Origin of the sequence: Crassaminicella profunda, from assembly GCF_019884785.1 — a bacterium.
GTDB classification, from domain to species: domain Bacteria; phylum Bacillota; class Clostridia; order Peptostreptococcales; family Thermotaleaceae; genus Crassaminicella; species Crassaminicella profunda.
In genome coordinates, this window is sequence record NZ_CP082326.1 from 256611 (window position 1) to 272530 (window position 15920).

11 protein-coding genes are annotated in these 15920 nt (G+C 30.8%); 7 read left to right on the plus strand and 4 right to left on the minus strand.

What is annotated here, in order from left to right; genetic code table 11:
* Positions 1-148: 148 nt before the first annotated feature.
* From K7H06_RS01185 to K7H06_RS01205, 5 genes are all read left to right on the plus strand, one after another.
* Positions 149-508 (plus strand): GntR family transcriptional regulator, encoded by a 360-nt coding sequence (locus tag K7H06_RS01185; RefSeq protein WP_223038162.1) that lies wholly within the window; start codon positions 149-151, stop codon positions 506-508.
* 2 nt (positions 509-510) lie between these two features.
* The gene (locus tag K7H06_RS01190) at positions 511-1209 is read left to right on the plus strand and encodes an ABC transporter ATP-binding protein (protein WP_223038163.1); all 699 of its coding nucleotides are present in this window, start codon (positions 511-513) and stop codon (positions 1207-1209) included.
* The gene (locus K7H06_RS01195; RefSeq protein WP_223038164.1) at positions 1202-1939 is read left to right on the plus strand and encodes a hypothetical protein; all 738 of its coding nucleotides are present in this window, start codon (positions 1202-1204) and stop codon (positions 1937-1939) included. Before K7H06_RS01190 ends, K7H06_RS01195 begins: the two co-directional genes overlap by 8 nt.
* 178 nt (positions 1940-2117) lie before the next feature.
* Positions 2118-3782 (plus strand): glycosyl hydrolase family 18 protein, encoded by a 1665-nt coding sequence (locus K7H06_RS01200; RefSeq protein WP_223038165.1) that lies wholly within the window; start codon positions 2118-2120, stop codon positions 3780-3782.
* Between the two features lie 161 nt (positions 3783-3943).
* Positions 3944-5257, plus strand: a complete 1314-nt coding sequence (locus K7H06_RS01205; RefSeq protein WP_223038166.1) for an aspartate kinase — start codon at positions 3944-3946, stop codon at positions 5255-5257.
* Positions 5258-5513: 256 nt separating this feature from the next.
* Here the strand turns inward: K7H06_RS01205 and iadA are convergent, their stop codons facing one another.
* The 3 genes from iadA to K7H06_RS01220 all read right to left on the minus strand — a co-directional run bounded on the left by iadA (position 5514) and on the right by K7H06_RS01220 (position 10347).
* The gene (iadA, locus tag K7H06_RS01210; protein ID WP_223038167.1) at positions 5514-6656 is read right to left on the minus strand and encodes a beta-aspartyl-peptidase; all 1143 of its coding nucleotides are present in this window, start codon (positions 6654-6656) and stop codon (positions 5514-5516) included.
* A gap of 27 nt (positions 6657-6683) precedes the next feature.
* Positions 6684-8102, minus strand: coding sequence for a Na+/H+ antiporter NhaC (gene nhaC / locus K7H06_RS01215; RefSeq protein ID WP_343216804.1), 1419 nt, complete (start codon positions 8100-8102; stop codon positions 6684-6686).
* A gap of 250 nt (positions 8103-8352) precedes the next feature.
* On the minus strand, positions 8353-10347 hold the full coding sequence (locus K7H06_RS01220; RefSeq protein ID WP_223038168.1) for a sigma-54 interaction domain-containing protein: 1995 nt from the start codon (positions 10345-10347) through the stop codon (positions 8353-8355).
* Between the two features lie 133 nt (positions 10348-10480).
* On the opposite strand from K7H06_RS01220, the gene recQ reads away from it, so the two are divergent.
* Together recQ and K7H06_RS01230 are read left to right on the plus strand one after the other, a co-directional pair.
* Positions 10481-12601 (plus strand): DNA helicase RecQ, encoded by a 2121-nt coding sequence (recQ, locus tag K7H06_RS01225; RefSeq protein WP_223038169.1) that lies wholly within the window; start codon positions 10481-10483, stop codon positions 12599-12601.
* 412 nt (positions 12602-13013) lie between these two features.
* The gene (locus tag K7H06_RS01230) at positions 13014-15137 is read left to right on the plus strand and encodes a methyl-accepting chemotaxis protein (protein WP_223038170.1); all 2124 of its coding nucleotides are present in this window, start codon (positions 13014-13016) and stop codon (positions 15135-15137) included.
* A 36-nt stretch (positions 15138-15173) separates the two neighbouring features.
* On the opposite strand, the gene K7H06_RS01235 is transcribed toward K7H06_RS01230, so the two are convergent.
* The gene (locus K7H06_RS01235; RefSeq protein ID WP_223038171.1) at positions 15174-15836 is read right to left on the minus strand and encodes a TetR/AcrR family transcriptional regulator; all 663 of its coding nucleotides are present in this window, start codon (positions 15834-15836) and stop codon (positions 15174-15176) included.
* Between the last annotated feature and the right edge of the window lie 84 nt (positions 15837-15920).

A 15920-nucleotide genomic window follows, 5' to 3' on the forward strand; every position in this document is an offset into this window, starting at 1 on the left:
AAAAAGGTGGTCTAAGAAAATACTTAGACCACCTTTTTTAATGACTATAGAAATAGATAAGATAGAATATATTTAAAAAGTAAGATTGACAATCATAAAACAATAGTGTACTATTTAACTATAACAGTAATACAAAAGAGGTGAGTGAATGGATTTTGATACAAGAATACCTATTTATCTACAAATCATTGAAAAAATAAAAAAAGAAATTACCTTAGGAAAGTTAAAAAAAGGTGAAAAGCTTCCTTCTGTAAGAAGTATGGCAAGTGAATTGAAGGTAAATGTGAATACTATCCAGCGAGTATATCAAGAACTAGAGCGAGAAGGAATTACATCTACTCAAAGAGGAAAGGGATCTTTTGTTACGGAGGATGAGGAAATGATTAGTAAAATAAAGGATGATATGGCAAAGGGATTGATTAAAAGTTTTGTAGAAGGAATGAAAGAGTTAGGCTATGAAAATAAAGGAATTGTAAAAAGTATCAATGAATATATGAAGGAGGAGTAGAAATGGAACTTTTAGAAGTGAAAAATGTGACGAAAAAATATATTACGAAAAAAGCTTTAGATGGTTTGAATATAACTATAGAAACAGGAAAAATATACGGATTGTTAGGACCGAATGGTAGTGGAAAAACAACCTTGATGAAAATGATAGCAGGGCTACTTCAGCCAACTAGTGGAGAAATTTATATGATGGAAAAGAGAATAGGCACAGAAACAAAGAAAATGATTTCTTATATGCCAACAAGTAACCATCTTCCTAAATGGATGAAAATAAAAGTATGTATAAAGTATTTTGATGATATGTTTGAAGATTTTCATCAAGAAAAGGCAAAAGAAATCATTACTTTTATGGGACTAAATGAAGATCAAAAGGTAGGAGCTTTGTCTACTGGAATGCTTGGAAGATTGAAGCTTAGCTTGGTTCTTTCAAGGGATGCAAAATTATATATTTTAGATGAACCATTGAATGGGATAGATCCAGTATCTCGAGAAAAAATTATGGAGACTATTTTAAATGCTTGTGACGAAGAAAAAACATTGATTATTTCAAGTCATTTAGTGAAGGAATTGGAGAGAATTTTAGATGAAGTGATCTTTATAGATAAGGGAAATGTGGCATTAGCAGGAAATGCAGAAGATTTTAGAATTCAAAAGGGAATGTCTATTGATGAATTGTATAGGGAGGTATATCAAGATGCTTAAATTAATGAAGTATGAATGGATGAGTCGTTGGAAATTTTTCTTAGGAGGAATAATCTTATTAACATTACTTAACTTTTATATTGTAACAAATTCAACTACAAATATTGACCCTAGAGTGTTTGGAATTACATCAATAGTTATTTTTGTAGCAGGAATTGTTTTGATGGTAGACCATATAGGTAGAATGTATAATAGTTTATTCAAAGAAACAGGCTATTTACTATTTACTACACCTTTAAGTGGATATAAAATTTTAGGAGGAAAAATCATCACTGTAATAGCAGAATGTTTAGGACTTTCATTATATGGGATATTAATAACATTTATAGATTATAAAATCCTTTCAAGAAAAATTCCTGAGTGGCAAATTGATGCGAATATCCCTAGCGAAGCGATTATTATGATTTTTAAGTTTTTTCTAGCTTGTTTATTAGGATATATCATATTTTTATTAATGACTTATCTTTCAGCTGTATTGGCAAAGAGTTTATTTTCTGTTTTTAAATATGGAAAATTATTATCTTTTGTGTGCTTTATTATTATAGGTGAAATACTAGGGAAATTAGTAGATTTAGCAGATCGTGCTACCGCCTATTCAGTACAGATTACTACGGCTAACGGATGTGCTGTAGATTCTATTAGTAACGAATATTTTATGATAAGTATGTGTATGATTAGTTTATTATTTATGAGTACAGGATATTTACTAGATCGAAGGATGAATTTGTAATAAAAAAATAATAAAAAAGATGGTAAGGGTATTGTATAATTAAAGATAGAAAATAAAGGCCTCACCCTAAATGGGTGAGGTTACGTGCTTTAATGGAAAACTTGGAATATAGTAGTATGAGATAACATATTTTCCATTTTCTACATAAAGAATATAACTTTAAGAAAGGCGGGATATATTGAGAAAGAAAGATATTTATATTATGATTGGTTGCTTTATTCTGTTACTTGGATTTATTTTTTCAGAACATTATTCGTTAGCAAAGGAATATAAAGAAGGAATCCTTATTAAAGATAGTGAAAAGATTACTGAATACGAAAACTATGATGAAATTGTAAAGGTTGAAGATGAAAATGTTTATATGGATTTAAATATTCTAAACAATCATTTGAACTTATTAGTAGATTATGATGAAAATAACCAAGTTGCTGTAATTACAAGTCCTAATAAGGTCATAAGATTTTATCAAGAAAGAGAAGTAAAAGTGAATCAGCAGATGGTAAATAATATCTCGCCTATGAAGATGATTAATGGAAAGGTGTTTATACCTATTAACCAACTAGCAGATTTATTAAAGATAAAAATCAGATTTTCACAAGAAGATAAATCTATTGTTTTAGAAAATCAATTAGAGAAAAAAATAACTGCAAAAGCAGCAAAGGATCATGTGAATGTACGAATAGAGCAAGGTACTTGGGCTATGGAGAGTGATTTATTAAAGGAAGATGAAACAATTGATATTTTAAAGGAAGATGGAGACTGGTTAAAGGTGCTAACCCCTAGAGGAAAAGTGGGATATGTACAAAAGGAAGAAGTAAAAGATATAGAAGAAAGCATGGGATTAGAAGTAACAAATAAGCCTATCTGGAAGCCTGAAAATGAAAAAATTAATTTAACTTGGGAATATGTTTACAAAAAAGTTTCAAAAGAGGCCACTACTGGAGAATTGAAGGGATTAAATATTGTATCACCAACATGGATAGGTCTTAAAGATGCAGCAGGAAATATTAATCATAAGATCAGTAAGGATTATATTGATTGGGCAAAAAATAGAGACCACAAGGTATGGCCATTATTTAAAAATAATTTTGATCCTGACTTAACAAATACATTTTTAAAAGATGCTATTGCAAGGGAAAAAGCAATCAATGAAGTATTAAAGCTTATAAAAGAAAATAATATGGATGGTATTAATATTGATTTTGAAAATATTTTTTTAAAGGATAAAGAAAAATTGGTCTTGTTTGTAAGAGAATTAAGTAGTGTTTTTCATGAGAATGGATTAGTTGTTTCTATGGATGTGACAGCAAAGGGTGGTAGTGAAAATTGGTCTCAATGCTATGATCGAGCTGCTTTAGGACAAGCTGTAGATTATGTTGCTTTGATGGCTTATGATGAACATTGGGGTTCAAGCCCTGTAAGTGGATCTGTAGCGTCTCTTGGATGGGTGGAAGAAATAATCAATGGTTTACTTGAAGAAGTACCATCAGAAAAGTTACTATTAGGAGTGCCTTTTTATACAAGAATATGGACGGAAACTCCATCGAAGGATGATCCAACTAAAATGGTTGTAAAATCAAAGTCTGCAAGTATGAAAACGATCAATGAAATCCTAAAAAAAGAGAATATTACAAAAGTATGGGATGAAAATAGTGGCCAAAATTATGTAGAGTATGTAGAAAATAATAAGGTTCGTAAAATATGGATAGAAGATGCAATCTCTATGAAAGCAAGAGTAGATCTTATTAACAAGTATAATCTTGCAGGAATTGCAAGCTGGAGAAGAGGTTTTGAGACAGAAGACATATGGAATGTAATTGATGAAAATTTGAATAAACAATAAGCTAATGGCAATGCTATTAGCTTATTGTTTTATATAGAAACATTGACTTAAAAGAATTTTCAGTTTATAATATTGATATTTATTCAAATAATGTCGATAGATATTCAATTTTGAATATGAAAATTTCATGAGATATTTATAAATTAGGGGGAAATGTAAAAATGGATATAAAAGTAGCAAAATTTGGAGGATCTTCGGTAGCAGATGCAAACCAATTCAGAAAGGTGAGAGATATTGTCTTAGCAGATGAGTCTAGGCGCTATATTGTTCCATCAGCTCCTGGAAAGAGATATGGAGGAGATTATAAAATAACAGATTTACTTTATCTATGTCATGCTCATGTTCAGCATTCTGTTCCTTTTGATCAAATGTTTGATATGATTAGAGATCGATATTTGGGAATTGTTGATGAACTTAATTTAACTATTGAATTAGAGCCTTATCTTGAGGAGATAAAGGAAAAAATAGCAAAAGGCGCATCGGTAGATTATACTGCCAGTAGAGGAGAATATTTGAATGGACTGATTTTAGCTAATTTATTGGATTATACTTTTATAGATCCTAAGGATATGATTCTATTCGATGAATTTGGTGCTTTAGATGCAGAGAAGACAAAAGAACTTGTAGAAAAATGTTTAATGGAACATAAGTGTGCAGTGATTCCAGGATTTTATGGAGCTATGGCTAATGGAGATATCAAAACTTTTTCTAGAGGAGGTTCTGATATTACAGGTTCTATTGTGGCACAGGCAGTAGGGGCGAAAGTTTATGAAAATTGGACGGATGTTTCTGGATTTTTGATGGCAGATCCACGTATAGTAGAAAATCCAAAGCAAATTGAAAAAATCACCTATCAAGAGTTGAGAGAACTTTCTTACATGGGTGCAACTGTTTTACATGAAGAAGCTGTTTTTCCTGTTAGAGAAGCAGGAATTCCAATTAATGTTAGAAATACCAATGAACCTGATAATAGAGGAACCATGATTATAAGAGATAAAGAAAGTATTCATTCTGATACCATAACAGGGATAGCAGGAAGAAAGGATTTTACCGTTATTGCTATTCAAAAAAATAGAATGAATGCAGATATTAGTTTCGTTAGAAGGATTCTTTCTATTTTAGAAGTCAATAGTGTACCTGTTGAGCATCTTCCATCAGGTATTGATAATATATCCATCGTGATAGATGATGCCTATTTAGATAATAAGTTAAACAAAATTGTAAAAGAAATACGAGAACAATGTAAGCCTGATTCCATAGAGGTGTATCCAAATATGGCACTTATTGCTACTGTTGGACATGGAATGGTATATACAAGAGGGGTTGCAGCTAAGTTATTTGCTTCTTTAGCTGAAGATAATATTAATATCCGAATGATTGATCAAGGCTCTAGTGAGATTAATATAATCGTGGGTGTTGAAACGAATGATTTTGAAAAAGCTGTACAAGCTATTTACGATGGATTTGTGGAATAAAGTTAAAGTTAAAGCTAAAGTTAAAGGAAAACTTTATATAGGTAATTATATTTAAAGTTGAAGTTTATGTAAAACTTCAACTTTGTTTTTGAAATTTAGGTTATTAATGATAAATAATAGTATATCAAAAGTTAAAGTAAATGTTTATGAAGAACTTTAAGAGAGGATGTCCTAAGAAGCTATTTGGAATGAATAGTAAGATATACTATATATAAAATAACAGAGAATAGAAAAGCGACCTGTGTAGGTCGCTTTTCTATTCATAAGTGCCTTTTACAATGACTTTCTTTTCATCAATCATAATTTTTCCATTTGCAATAACCGTATGAATATCTAGATTTTCATCAAGAAGCAGGAGGTCTGCATCAGAATTTTCTTGAAGAACTCCCTTTTTAGGATAAATACTTAATGCTTTTGCAACATTTGATGTAAGGTAAGTAAGGGCTTCTTCAATACTGAAGTTTAGTGTGTTAACCATCTTTTTAAATTCATGGAAGATACTATTTACTTCAGATGCTCCAATTTGGGTTAAATTTCCAAACTCATCATAGTTTGACCAGCTACCATATCCATCAGAACTCATGGTGATATTTTCTATAGGGACATTTTCTTCTTTAGCTTTTAAAATAACATTACCAGGTGCTAGATGTTCATAGATGCCACAGGTTAAATCAATGATGCCACCTTTTTTTGCAAATTCAAAACCTTCCATTAATAATTTTTCATTTCTATTCACGTGTGTGGGTCGGATAATCTTTATAGGTACTTCTGTATTTTCAACTACATTCATGATAGGTTCTAATCCTTTATGACCATCCCCCATATGAACGACCAATATGCCACATTTTCCTGACATCATCCCTGAAACTCTTACATCAGAGGCTACTTTAGTAAGTTCATGTTCATTAATATTGGATGACCGATGATCTGAAAGGGCGATCTTTACGCCAATGACTTCATCAATAAATACAATATCCTTCTTAATAGAGCCAGTAATAGTTTTAGTAGGATACTCATAAGAACCTGTATGAATAAAGGCAGTGATCCCTTCTTCTTTTAAAGCTTTAGCTTTTGCCAAAACATTTTCAACACATCTTGTAGTAGCATCTGTACCTAAAAGACCTACTACTGTAGTAATACCTGCCTTTGTAAGTTTAGATAGAGTGATTTCAGGAACTCTTGTTTTAAAGCTGCCTTCTCCACCTCCACCTGTAATATGCACATGTTGATCGATAAAACCTGGTACCATTTTTTTACCTGTACCATCAATGATTTTTACTTTTTCATTGTTTAGAATAATTTCATCTTCTATTAATAAAATTTTTCCTCCACCGATGAATACATCTTTTTTCCCTAAGTATTTTGGGTCGTAAATCTCAACATTTTTTATTAATAACATGTAAGTCTACCCCTTTTATGATATTTTTTAATTATTTTTTTTATTAGGATCAAGTGGTGCAATGCCTATACCTGTTAAAGCAAGGATAATTGCAAATACAATTCCCATGTAGTTAAGGACCGCCCAAGGAAGATACTCTAAAGTTGGGACTCCTAAAGTAGCTGCCATATAGGCTCCTGCTGCTGACCAAGGTATAAGTGGAACTAAAACGGTTCCTGAGTCTTCTAATGTTCTTGAAAGATTTTTAGGATGTAGATTCTTTTGAACAAAAACATCTTTAAATAATTCTCCTGGAAGTAATATAGATAAATAAGAACTTCCTGTAACAAAAGCTACTGTGAAACATGAAGCGATTGTAGAAAGAACAATACCAGCAGTTGATTTTACCTTTGACATGATGGCTTGAAGAACCATATCTAACATACCTGATCTGCTGACGATTCCAGCGAATCCCATAGCACAGAAAATAAGTACAGTAGTTCCAGTAACAGAAACCACGCCACCACGGTTAATCAGTCTAGTTACTTCCCAAATAGCTTCTCCTTCGAAACCTGTCATGGTTACATTAAAACCTTTTACAAGGGAAGTGAAACCATCTTGGAAAGTAAATCCTTGAACAAATACACCTAAAGCTACAGAAAAAAGACTTGTTCCAAGCATAGTAGGGATGGTTGGCCACTTTCTAACAGACCCTGTAATGATAAGGAATACAGGTAAAATGAGTAATATATTCCAATCAAACATAGCATCTAATTGATTCAGCATGACACCTACTGTTTCAGGTGTATTCACATTTCCAGATGCTTTGAGTCCTACGATGAAATAAACGATTAAAGACACGATTGTAGCAGGTATAGTTGTGTATAGCATGTGTTTGATGTGTTCGTAAAGTTCACTACCAGCAGCGATAGGCGCAAGATTTGTAGTGTCTGATAAAGGAGAGATTTTATCTCCAAAATATGCACCAGCGACGATAGCTCCTGCTGTAGCAGGTAGTGAAACGCCAAGTCCTCCTGCAATCCCCATAAGGGCAACCCCTATAGTTCCAGCTGAACCCCATGAAGTTCCTGTAACGGTAGATACTACAGCTGTAATGATAAAAGCTGTAACTAATAAAAATTTAGGGTTTACAATTTGAACTCCATAATAAATAATCATAGGTACTGTTCCACTGAACATCCAAGCACCAATTAAGAATCCAACACTCCATAAAATAAGTGTTGCAGGAAGAGCTTGTGCAATTTTTTCAATAATGGCTGCTTGCATTTCTTTCCAAGTATAACCTAATCCCATAGCGATTGTTCCAGCAACAAAAGCGGAAAGGATCAGCAGTGGTTCCGTTCTAAATTTAAAATGCCCATAACCAATTGCTAATGCTAAAATCATAAAAATAATAGGAATGAGTGCCTGAACCAGTGTAGGCTTCTTTTTACTTCTTTCTTTCATATTAAATATCGCCTCCTTTTTTTATTGAGAATATATAAAGCAAGTTTTATACCAACTTTTGCAATTATATGATTAAAAAAAGAGAAATGATTTAAAGTACTAAAGTGAAAATCCTTATTTTTCAGAAGTTTCCTTCATTTCTACCAGTAAAAATAAAATTCAATTTATTTTTAAAAAATAATAGGAGTAAAAAAATAAAAACCTTTTTTTAGGTTTTTATTATCCATTCATAGGATAAATCTATCCAAGTTTATTTTAGTTTTTCTAAAATGGAAATTCCTTTTTTGGTGATACAACAGCCTTTTTTATTTCCTCTTATTTCAATTAACTGCTTTAGTCTTAAATTTTTAAGGATTCTCCTTATTTTTCCTTCGCCTAAATCTATTTTTTCTGCTTCAGCTAGAATTCTTAGTTTTCCTCGTCCAATACCTTCGTTTTCATCAATATTTGCAAGAACCCAGAGTTCATGATGATCTAAATGTATTTTTTCTTCTTGATCTATATGTTCAAGCATATAATAGGGTAAATCTGATAGTTGAAATTTTTTTTCTTCATATATAAAAGATAGATACTCTACTAAGTTCATAAGTTCTCTTACATTTCCTCGCCATTTATAATTTTTCAAAAATTCAACGGTTTCTTCTTCAAATAGATTACGCAATGGTTTAATGTATTCTTTGTTAAAATGTATGTTGATAAAATATTTTAAGAGGTGAGGAATATCTTTTTTTCTTCTCCTTAAGGGAATTGTTTTTAAGGGAAGGATATTCAGTCTAAAGAACAAATCTTCTCTAAATGTACCTTTATCTATAAGATCTAATAAGTTTTTATTTGTAGCGGCTATTACTCTTACATTGATAGGGATTTCTTCTACTGCTCCAACCCTTCTGATTCTCTTTTCTTGCAAAACCCGTAATAATTTTATTTGAAAATCCAAGGGAGCATCTCCAATCTCATCTATAAATATAGTTCCTTCATTGGCGATTTCAAAAAGACCAGCTTTTCCTCCTTTTTTAGCTCCTGTAAAAGCCCCTTCTTCATATCCAAATAGTTCACTTTCAAGTAAATTTGGTGTGATGGCTGCAATATTTACAGGAATAAAAACATTTTTGTTTCTATAGGAATGCATATGGATTCCTTGGGCAATGATTTCTTTTCCTGTTCCATTTTCTCCTTGTATTAAAATAGTAGCATCTGTCTTTGAAAATTTGGTTGCTCTTTTTAATAGCATTTTAACTTCTTTATTGGTGGTAATATAGTCATCAAAGGTATAAAGCTTGGTTGTAAATTTACTTACATAATTTCTTCTGATTTTATGATCAAGCTTTGATATTTTTTCTGTATATTCTACAGTAATAACGTATCCAAAATCGTCTTTGAAGAAGATATGCTCAATGGTGATCAATACTTCTTTTTCTTTTATATTTGTAATAATAGCATTGTTGGATGCGTTGAGATCTATATGAGGTAAAAATGAAGAGATATCTTTTAGAAGTAGATTCTTTTCATTTTCACCCAATATATTTTCAAATTGTTTATTCACTCTTATGATCTTGCCTAATCCATTTACATAAGCCACTCCAGATTCTACTGTGTTGAGAATGGTTTGAAGAAGTTTTTCTGATTGTCTGATTTTTTTTCTATTTACATCAATAGATTTAGAAATTTCAACGATATCTTTTATATACCTTGTAGTTAAGCTTTCGTTGATAAACTTTTTTAAATCAAGCCTTAATATAATTTCATAAATGGTACTGATATCTAGTATTCTAGTTCCTATATCCATGATTTCTTCAACAAAATCTGGGATTAGCTGGGTTTCTCCTGGAGTGATAGCAATAGGGATTTTAGGATAGCTTTCATATCCAGGATAGACTGGATAGTATTTAAGATAATCAACGCCAATTTCTTCAAGTTGTCGAATGGCTTCAAAAGTAGAATTCTGAGCATCGTTTACAAGCAAAACTTCTGTATCATAAGGCAGAGAGATGATTCTTTCTATATTTTTATGATTAATGACTCTCTTGGCTATGATACAATCTATATCTTTATTTATTTTGTTTATACAAACGGATTGCACAACATCACTTGTAAATAATATAAGGTCACAATCCATAGCTGAATCATCTATTTGTGTTACTCGTATGGACTTAATAGTAACAAAATCTCCTATTAAATCATTTAATTGTTTAGCGATATTAGATCCTGTAACTTGACCTAAACTAATAATGAGTAATTTTTTCATATAGAACCTCCATGAAAATAATAGTTTAAATGAAATCATATTATAATTATATTATACATAACTTGAAGTAATAAATTAAAAGATAAATGATATACTATAAATATTCATTAGTAGGAAGGTTGGAGGTAGTATAATGCTACAAGCACAAAAGATATTAAAAAAATATTATGGATATGAAACCTTTAGATCAGGACAAGAAAAAATTATTAAGAGCATATTAAAAGGAAATGATACCTTTGCGATTATGCCTACTGGGGCAGGAAAGTCTATTTGTTTTCAAATACCAGCTCTTTTATTAGAGGGATTAACCCTTGTTATTTCTCCTTTGATTTCTCTTATGAAGGATCAAGTAGATGCACTAGAAAATATAGGAATACCCAGCACCTACATTAATAGTTCATTAACAGCAATAGAAGTAAGAGAGCGTATAGATCATGCTAAAAATGGCCTATATAAGCTTTTGTATGTTGCACCGGAAAGATTGGAATCAGAAAACTTTTGTCATTTGTTAAAGAGTCTTCATATATCTTTAGTAGCAGTAGATGAAGCACATTGTGTATCACAGTGGGGACATGATTTTAGGCCAAGCTATGGGGCTATTGCACCGCTTATTAAAACCTTACCCAATAGACCTATTGTTTCAGCTTTTACTGCAACAGCTACAAAAGAAGTGAAAGAGGATGTTGTAAAGCTTTTATCTTTTGAAAATCCAAATGTCTATGTGACAGGTTTTGATCGTGAAAATTTATTTTTTTCTGTTAGGAGAGGAATGAACAAAGAAGATTTTATCCTTGATTATATAAAAGAAAATAAGGATGAAGTAGGAATTATTTATGCAGCTACAAGAAAAGAAGTAGAACATATCTATGAAAATTTAAGAAAAAAAGGGTATGCTGTGGGGAAATATCATGCAGGACTTGATAGTGATGAGAGAAAGAAAAGCCAAGAAAGCTTTATATATGATGATCTTCATATTATGGTAGCTACCAATGCTTTTGGTATGGGAATTGATAAATCAAACGTAAGATATGTCATTCATCATAATATCCCTAAAAACATGGAAGCTTATTATCAGGAAGCAGGGCGTGCAGGTAGAGATGGGGAACATAGTGAATGTATTTTATTGTTTGGAGCTCAGGATGTCTTACTTCAGAAATTTTTACTAGAGCAAAATCCTTTATCATTAGAAAGAAAAAGGAATGAGTATAGAAAACTTCAAGAGATGGTGGATTATTGTTATACGACAAAATGTTTAAGAAAATACATACTAGCATATTTTGGAGAAGAAAATATAGGCAATAATTGTGAAAATTGTAGTAATTGTAAGGATGATAGTGAACTTACAGACATAACTATAGAAGCACAAAAGATTTTTTCTTGTATCTATCGGATGAAGGAAAAGTATGGAACTTCTTTGGTGGCACAGGTTTTAAAAGGTTCTAAAAATAAAAAGGTCTTAAGCTTTGGGTTTGATCGGTTATCTACCTATGGAATTATGAAAGAATATACGGAAAAAGAAATTAAAGATATGACAAATATATTGATAGCAGAAAGGTATCTTTATCTTACGGAGGGACAATATCCTATGGTAAGATTAGCAAAGAAATCTATAGATGTATTGAAAAATAGAGAAAGAGTATTACAAAAGATACCAAAAATAAAAGAAAAAGCAGTGACAGATTCTTCTTTATTTGGAGTTTTACGTAAAATACGAAAGGAAATTTCAACAAGAGAGAAGGTACCACCTTATATTGTTTTTGCAGATAGTACTCTTCGACAAATGAGTGAAGCTTATCCAATAGACAAAGAAGCAATGCTTAATATTAAAGGGGTTGGAGAGGAAAAGTTTAAGAGATATGGAGATGAATTTTTAAATACCATAAAAAAATATGTACAAGAGAATCAAATCAAGGAGGTAAAAATACTTGATCATAAAATAGTAAAGGAATCAAAAGAAGAAAAAATACCTAGTCATATAGTTACTTTAAACCTGTACAAAGAAGGGAAATCATTAAAGGAAATTGCATTGATCAGAGAAATGACACCCTTTACCATTCAAAACCATATTATACGATGTGCAACAGAAGGATTTGATGTGGACTTAGATGATTTTATTCCGAAAGAGTATGAATCTCTTATTATCAAAACCATCAAAAAAATAGGAGCAGAAAAATTAAAACCTATTAAAGAAGTTCTCCCAAAGGAAGTAGATTATTTAGCTATTAAAGCTGTTTTGTGTAAATATAATGAGTGATATAGAAATGTCTATCTTATTTTTTATTATAAAATTGCTAAATCAAATAGGTTGTAAATATTTTTTAGGAGCTCTCAGAGGAGGGTTCTTTTTTGTAAATAAATTGACAAATATTTGATAAAGTCTTAATGTATATAAATAAACAATATCAAAACAAAAAATATACTATAAAATCATTTTAGCTTAATCTATTGAAATGATAAAAGAATGTATGTTTTAAATGGTTAGGGTGGATAGCTATAAATAAAAAAAGCATATACTCAAAAAACATGGGAAAAGGAAATTGGATAAAATTCACAAAAAATAGCAGAAGGAAACATAAAAAATATGTCGAAAATGATAGAAATAGATACGTGTGGGTATAAATACATCATGCTAGAGTAGCATTAACTTGTAAGGAAGGATGAGATTGATGAAAAAATTTAAAGATTTAAAAACAGGGATGAAGATTACATTATTAGCAGGTATAATCCTTTGTTTATCTACTGTGATGGTTTTTTATATTTTAAATGATCTGAAGCAGACAAGTTTGACAAAAACAAGTAGTATGGTAGTAGAAACTTCTAAGAAAGAGTCTGAAAAAGTATTAAAAGAAATAAAACTTGTAGAAAAATCTGTAGAGAATTTAGCTAACACGATGGGAATTCTTGCTGAAAAAGGGGAGTTAAGTAGAGAAGTCGCTATTGAGATGCTAGGGAAAAGTCTTGATACCAATGAAAATATTATTGCTCATGGATCTGGGTGGGAGCCTAATGCTTTTGATCAAAAGGATTTAGAATATACAAATAGAGAAGAATTAGGAAGTAATGGTGATGGAAGATTCCTTCCTTATGTATATAAGAATGAAAATGGGAAAATAGGCGTAGAGCCTTTAGTTGGATATGACGTGGAAGGGGATGGAGATTGGTATTTAGTACCAAAGAAAAGTAAGAAGCCTATTTTAACAGAACCCTACATATATCCAGTGAATGGAAAAGATGTATTGATGACTACTATAGCTTATCCAGTAATTAGTAAAAATGGAGAGTTTTTAGGAGTTGTAACAGCTGATATTGGTTTAGATTATTTACAAGATAGAATTACAGGGATAGAAAGTATTAATCATTTAGATGGAATAGGGATGCTTGTATCTGATGGAGGTACTTGTATTGCTAGTGGATTAGATCAAGAGATGATTATGAAAAATCTTATGGATGAAGGTTTTTTTAGTGGAAAAATCATAGAAAATATAAGAAACAATAAAGGGGATTCCTATTTTACAAATATAAAGGAAATAAATGAAGAAACTTTAATTACTTATGAACCATTATACTTTGAAAGTTTACAAACAGCGTGGTCTATTTTAACATTGGTTCCAAAGAATAAAATATTAGAAGATTATAATCAGCATCTTACTATAAATATAATTTTAATAGGAATGATTGTACTTATTTCTATTATGATGATTATAGGGATTACAAAGAATATTAATAAATCTATCCAAAAAATCATGGAACTTATGAAAAAGGCAGAAGCTGGAGATTTAACGGCTGGATCAGATATTGAAAGTAAAGATGAGTTTGGACAGCTTTCAAATAGCTATAATCATATGATGGAAAATATAAAAGAGCTGATGCAAAATGTAAAAGCATCTTCTGATACCGTATATGAAAGAGCAGAAAGTTTAGCTGAAATAGTAGATCAATCTGCTCAAGCAACAGATGAGATTGCTAAAGCAATTGAACAGGTTGCTATCAGTTCTTCAGAACAAGCAAAGGATGCAGAACAAGTGACTTTTAAAACAAATGATTTAGGAGAAAATATTCAAGAAACGGTTAAACTTGTTGGAGAAGTATTTGATTTATCTAATGATTCCAATGAATTGAGTGAACAAGGATTAAAGATTATGGGGATTTTAAACCAAAAGACAGAAAGAACCACAGAAAAGGCTGTAGAGATTAATGAAATTATAGAGCAGGTAAATGAATATGCTAATAATACAGAAACCATCATTACTCTGATTGATAATATTGCAAATCAGACAAATCTTTTAGCTTTAAATGCTTCTATAGAAGCTGCAAGAGCAGGAGATGCTGGAAGAGGATTTGCTGTTGTAGCTGATGAAATTAGAAAATTAGCTGAACAAACATCGGAAGCTACCAATGATATAAAAGAAATGATTGATAATATTCAAAACAAATCAAAAAATGCTGTATCTGCTATGGAAGATGTGAAATATACACAAAGGGAACAAAATGAATCTATCCAAAAGACAGAAGAAATTTTTAGCAAGACAGCAGAGTCATTAGTGATTTTAGTGAATAAATTAGATGGGGTAAGAGAAAATACACAAAAAATAGAAGAGCATAAAAATGAAATTATTGAAGCTATAGGGAATATTGCAGCTATAACAGAAGAAGCTTCTGCCACATCAGAAGAAGTTTCTGCTAGTACAGAGGAACAAGCAGCTTCTGTAGAAGAAATGAATGAACATGCGCAAAAAACGAAAGAATTGTCAAAAATGCTTATGAAGAATGTAAATAGATTTAAATTTTAAGTAAAATGAAGGACAGATTAAAATCTGTCCTTTATTTTACCATTTTCGACCTAAGCTAATAGGGCTATAATTAAAAAATTTTCTATTTTTAGGCCGATCACTTTCAACTGAGAGACTGGCCCACAAATTTTCATAGAGTTGGCTTCTAATGCTATTTAGATCGATAGATTTATAGATAGATGAAAGGGCGATAAGTCCTTCTATTCTTGAAATAATATCTATTACAGCCATTTCTTCATTGAGGGAATCTCTGATAAGATTTTCTTTTTGACCCTTATGAATAATATCTTTTAGGATGTTACTGATTTTAGCGTAGTATTGATTGATTCTTTCAGAAAGTTCACTGAATCTATTTGAATAAAGTTGAAAAATGGTAATAAAGTTAATAGGTTCATTGAAATCATTACCAATCATTAAAGAAAGTTTAGAATTAAAATCTAAAATACATTCAAAAAAGGATGATAGTTGATCTTTAGGTGTATCTGATAAGGTTATTGAATGTGTGATTTGTTCTTCTAAATTGTCTAATATAAAATAAATACTATTGAATAATAACCCTTCTTTTGATTTGAAATGATAATAAATGGAAGGCTTTTTTATGTCTACTGCATCTGCAATCATACTTAATGTTGTGTTTTCATATCCTTGGACTAAAAAAAATTTTAGTGAAGCCATTAGAATTTTATTCTTTGTAGTCATTATATCACCTACTCTCTATTGACAATATTATATCTCAATTTAGAAAGAGATTCAAAAAAGAATTAAATTGTAACCCTAAAAGAA

Coding starts and splice junctions, on each gene's coding strand:
- K7H06_RS01185 (WP_223038162.1), top strand. CDS start 149: ATGGATTTTGATACAAGAATACCTATTTATCTACAAATCATTGAAAAA.
- K7H06_RS01190 (WP_223038163.1), top strand. CDS start 511: ATGGAACTTTTAGAAGTGAAAAATGTGACGAAAAAATATATTACGAAA.
- K7H06_RS01195 (WP_223038164.1), top strand. CDS start 1,202: ATGCTTAAATTAATGAAGTATGAATGGATGAGTCGTTGGAAATTTTTC.
- K7H06_RS01205 (WP_223038166.1), top strand. CDS start 3,944: ATGGATATAAAAGTAGCAAAATTTGGAGGATCTTCGGTAGCAGATGCA.
- iadA (WP_223038167.1), bottom strand. CDS start 6,656: ATGTTATTAATAAAAAATGTTGAGATTTACGACCCAAAATACTTAGGG.
- nhaC (WP_343216804.1), bottom strand. CDS start 8,102: ATGAAAGAAAGAAGTAAAAAGAAGCCTACACTGGTTCAGGCACTCATT.
- K7H06_RS01220 (WP_223038168.1), bottom strand. CDS start 10,347: ATGAAAAAATTACTCATTATTAGTTTAGGTCAAGTTACAGGATCTAAT.
- recQ (WP_223038169.1), top strand. CDS start 10,481: ATGCTACAAGCACAAAAGATATTAAAAAAATATTATGGATATGAAACC.
- K7H06_RS01230 (WP_223038170.1), top strand. CDS start 13,014: ATGAAAAAATTTAAAGATTTAAAAACAGGGATGAAGATTACATTATTA.
- K7H06_RS01235 (WP_223038171.1), bottom strand. CDS start 15,836: ATGACTACAAAGAATAAAATTCTAATGGCTTCACTAAAATTTTTTTTA.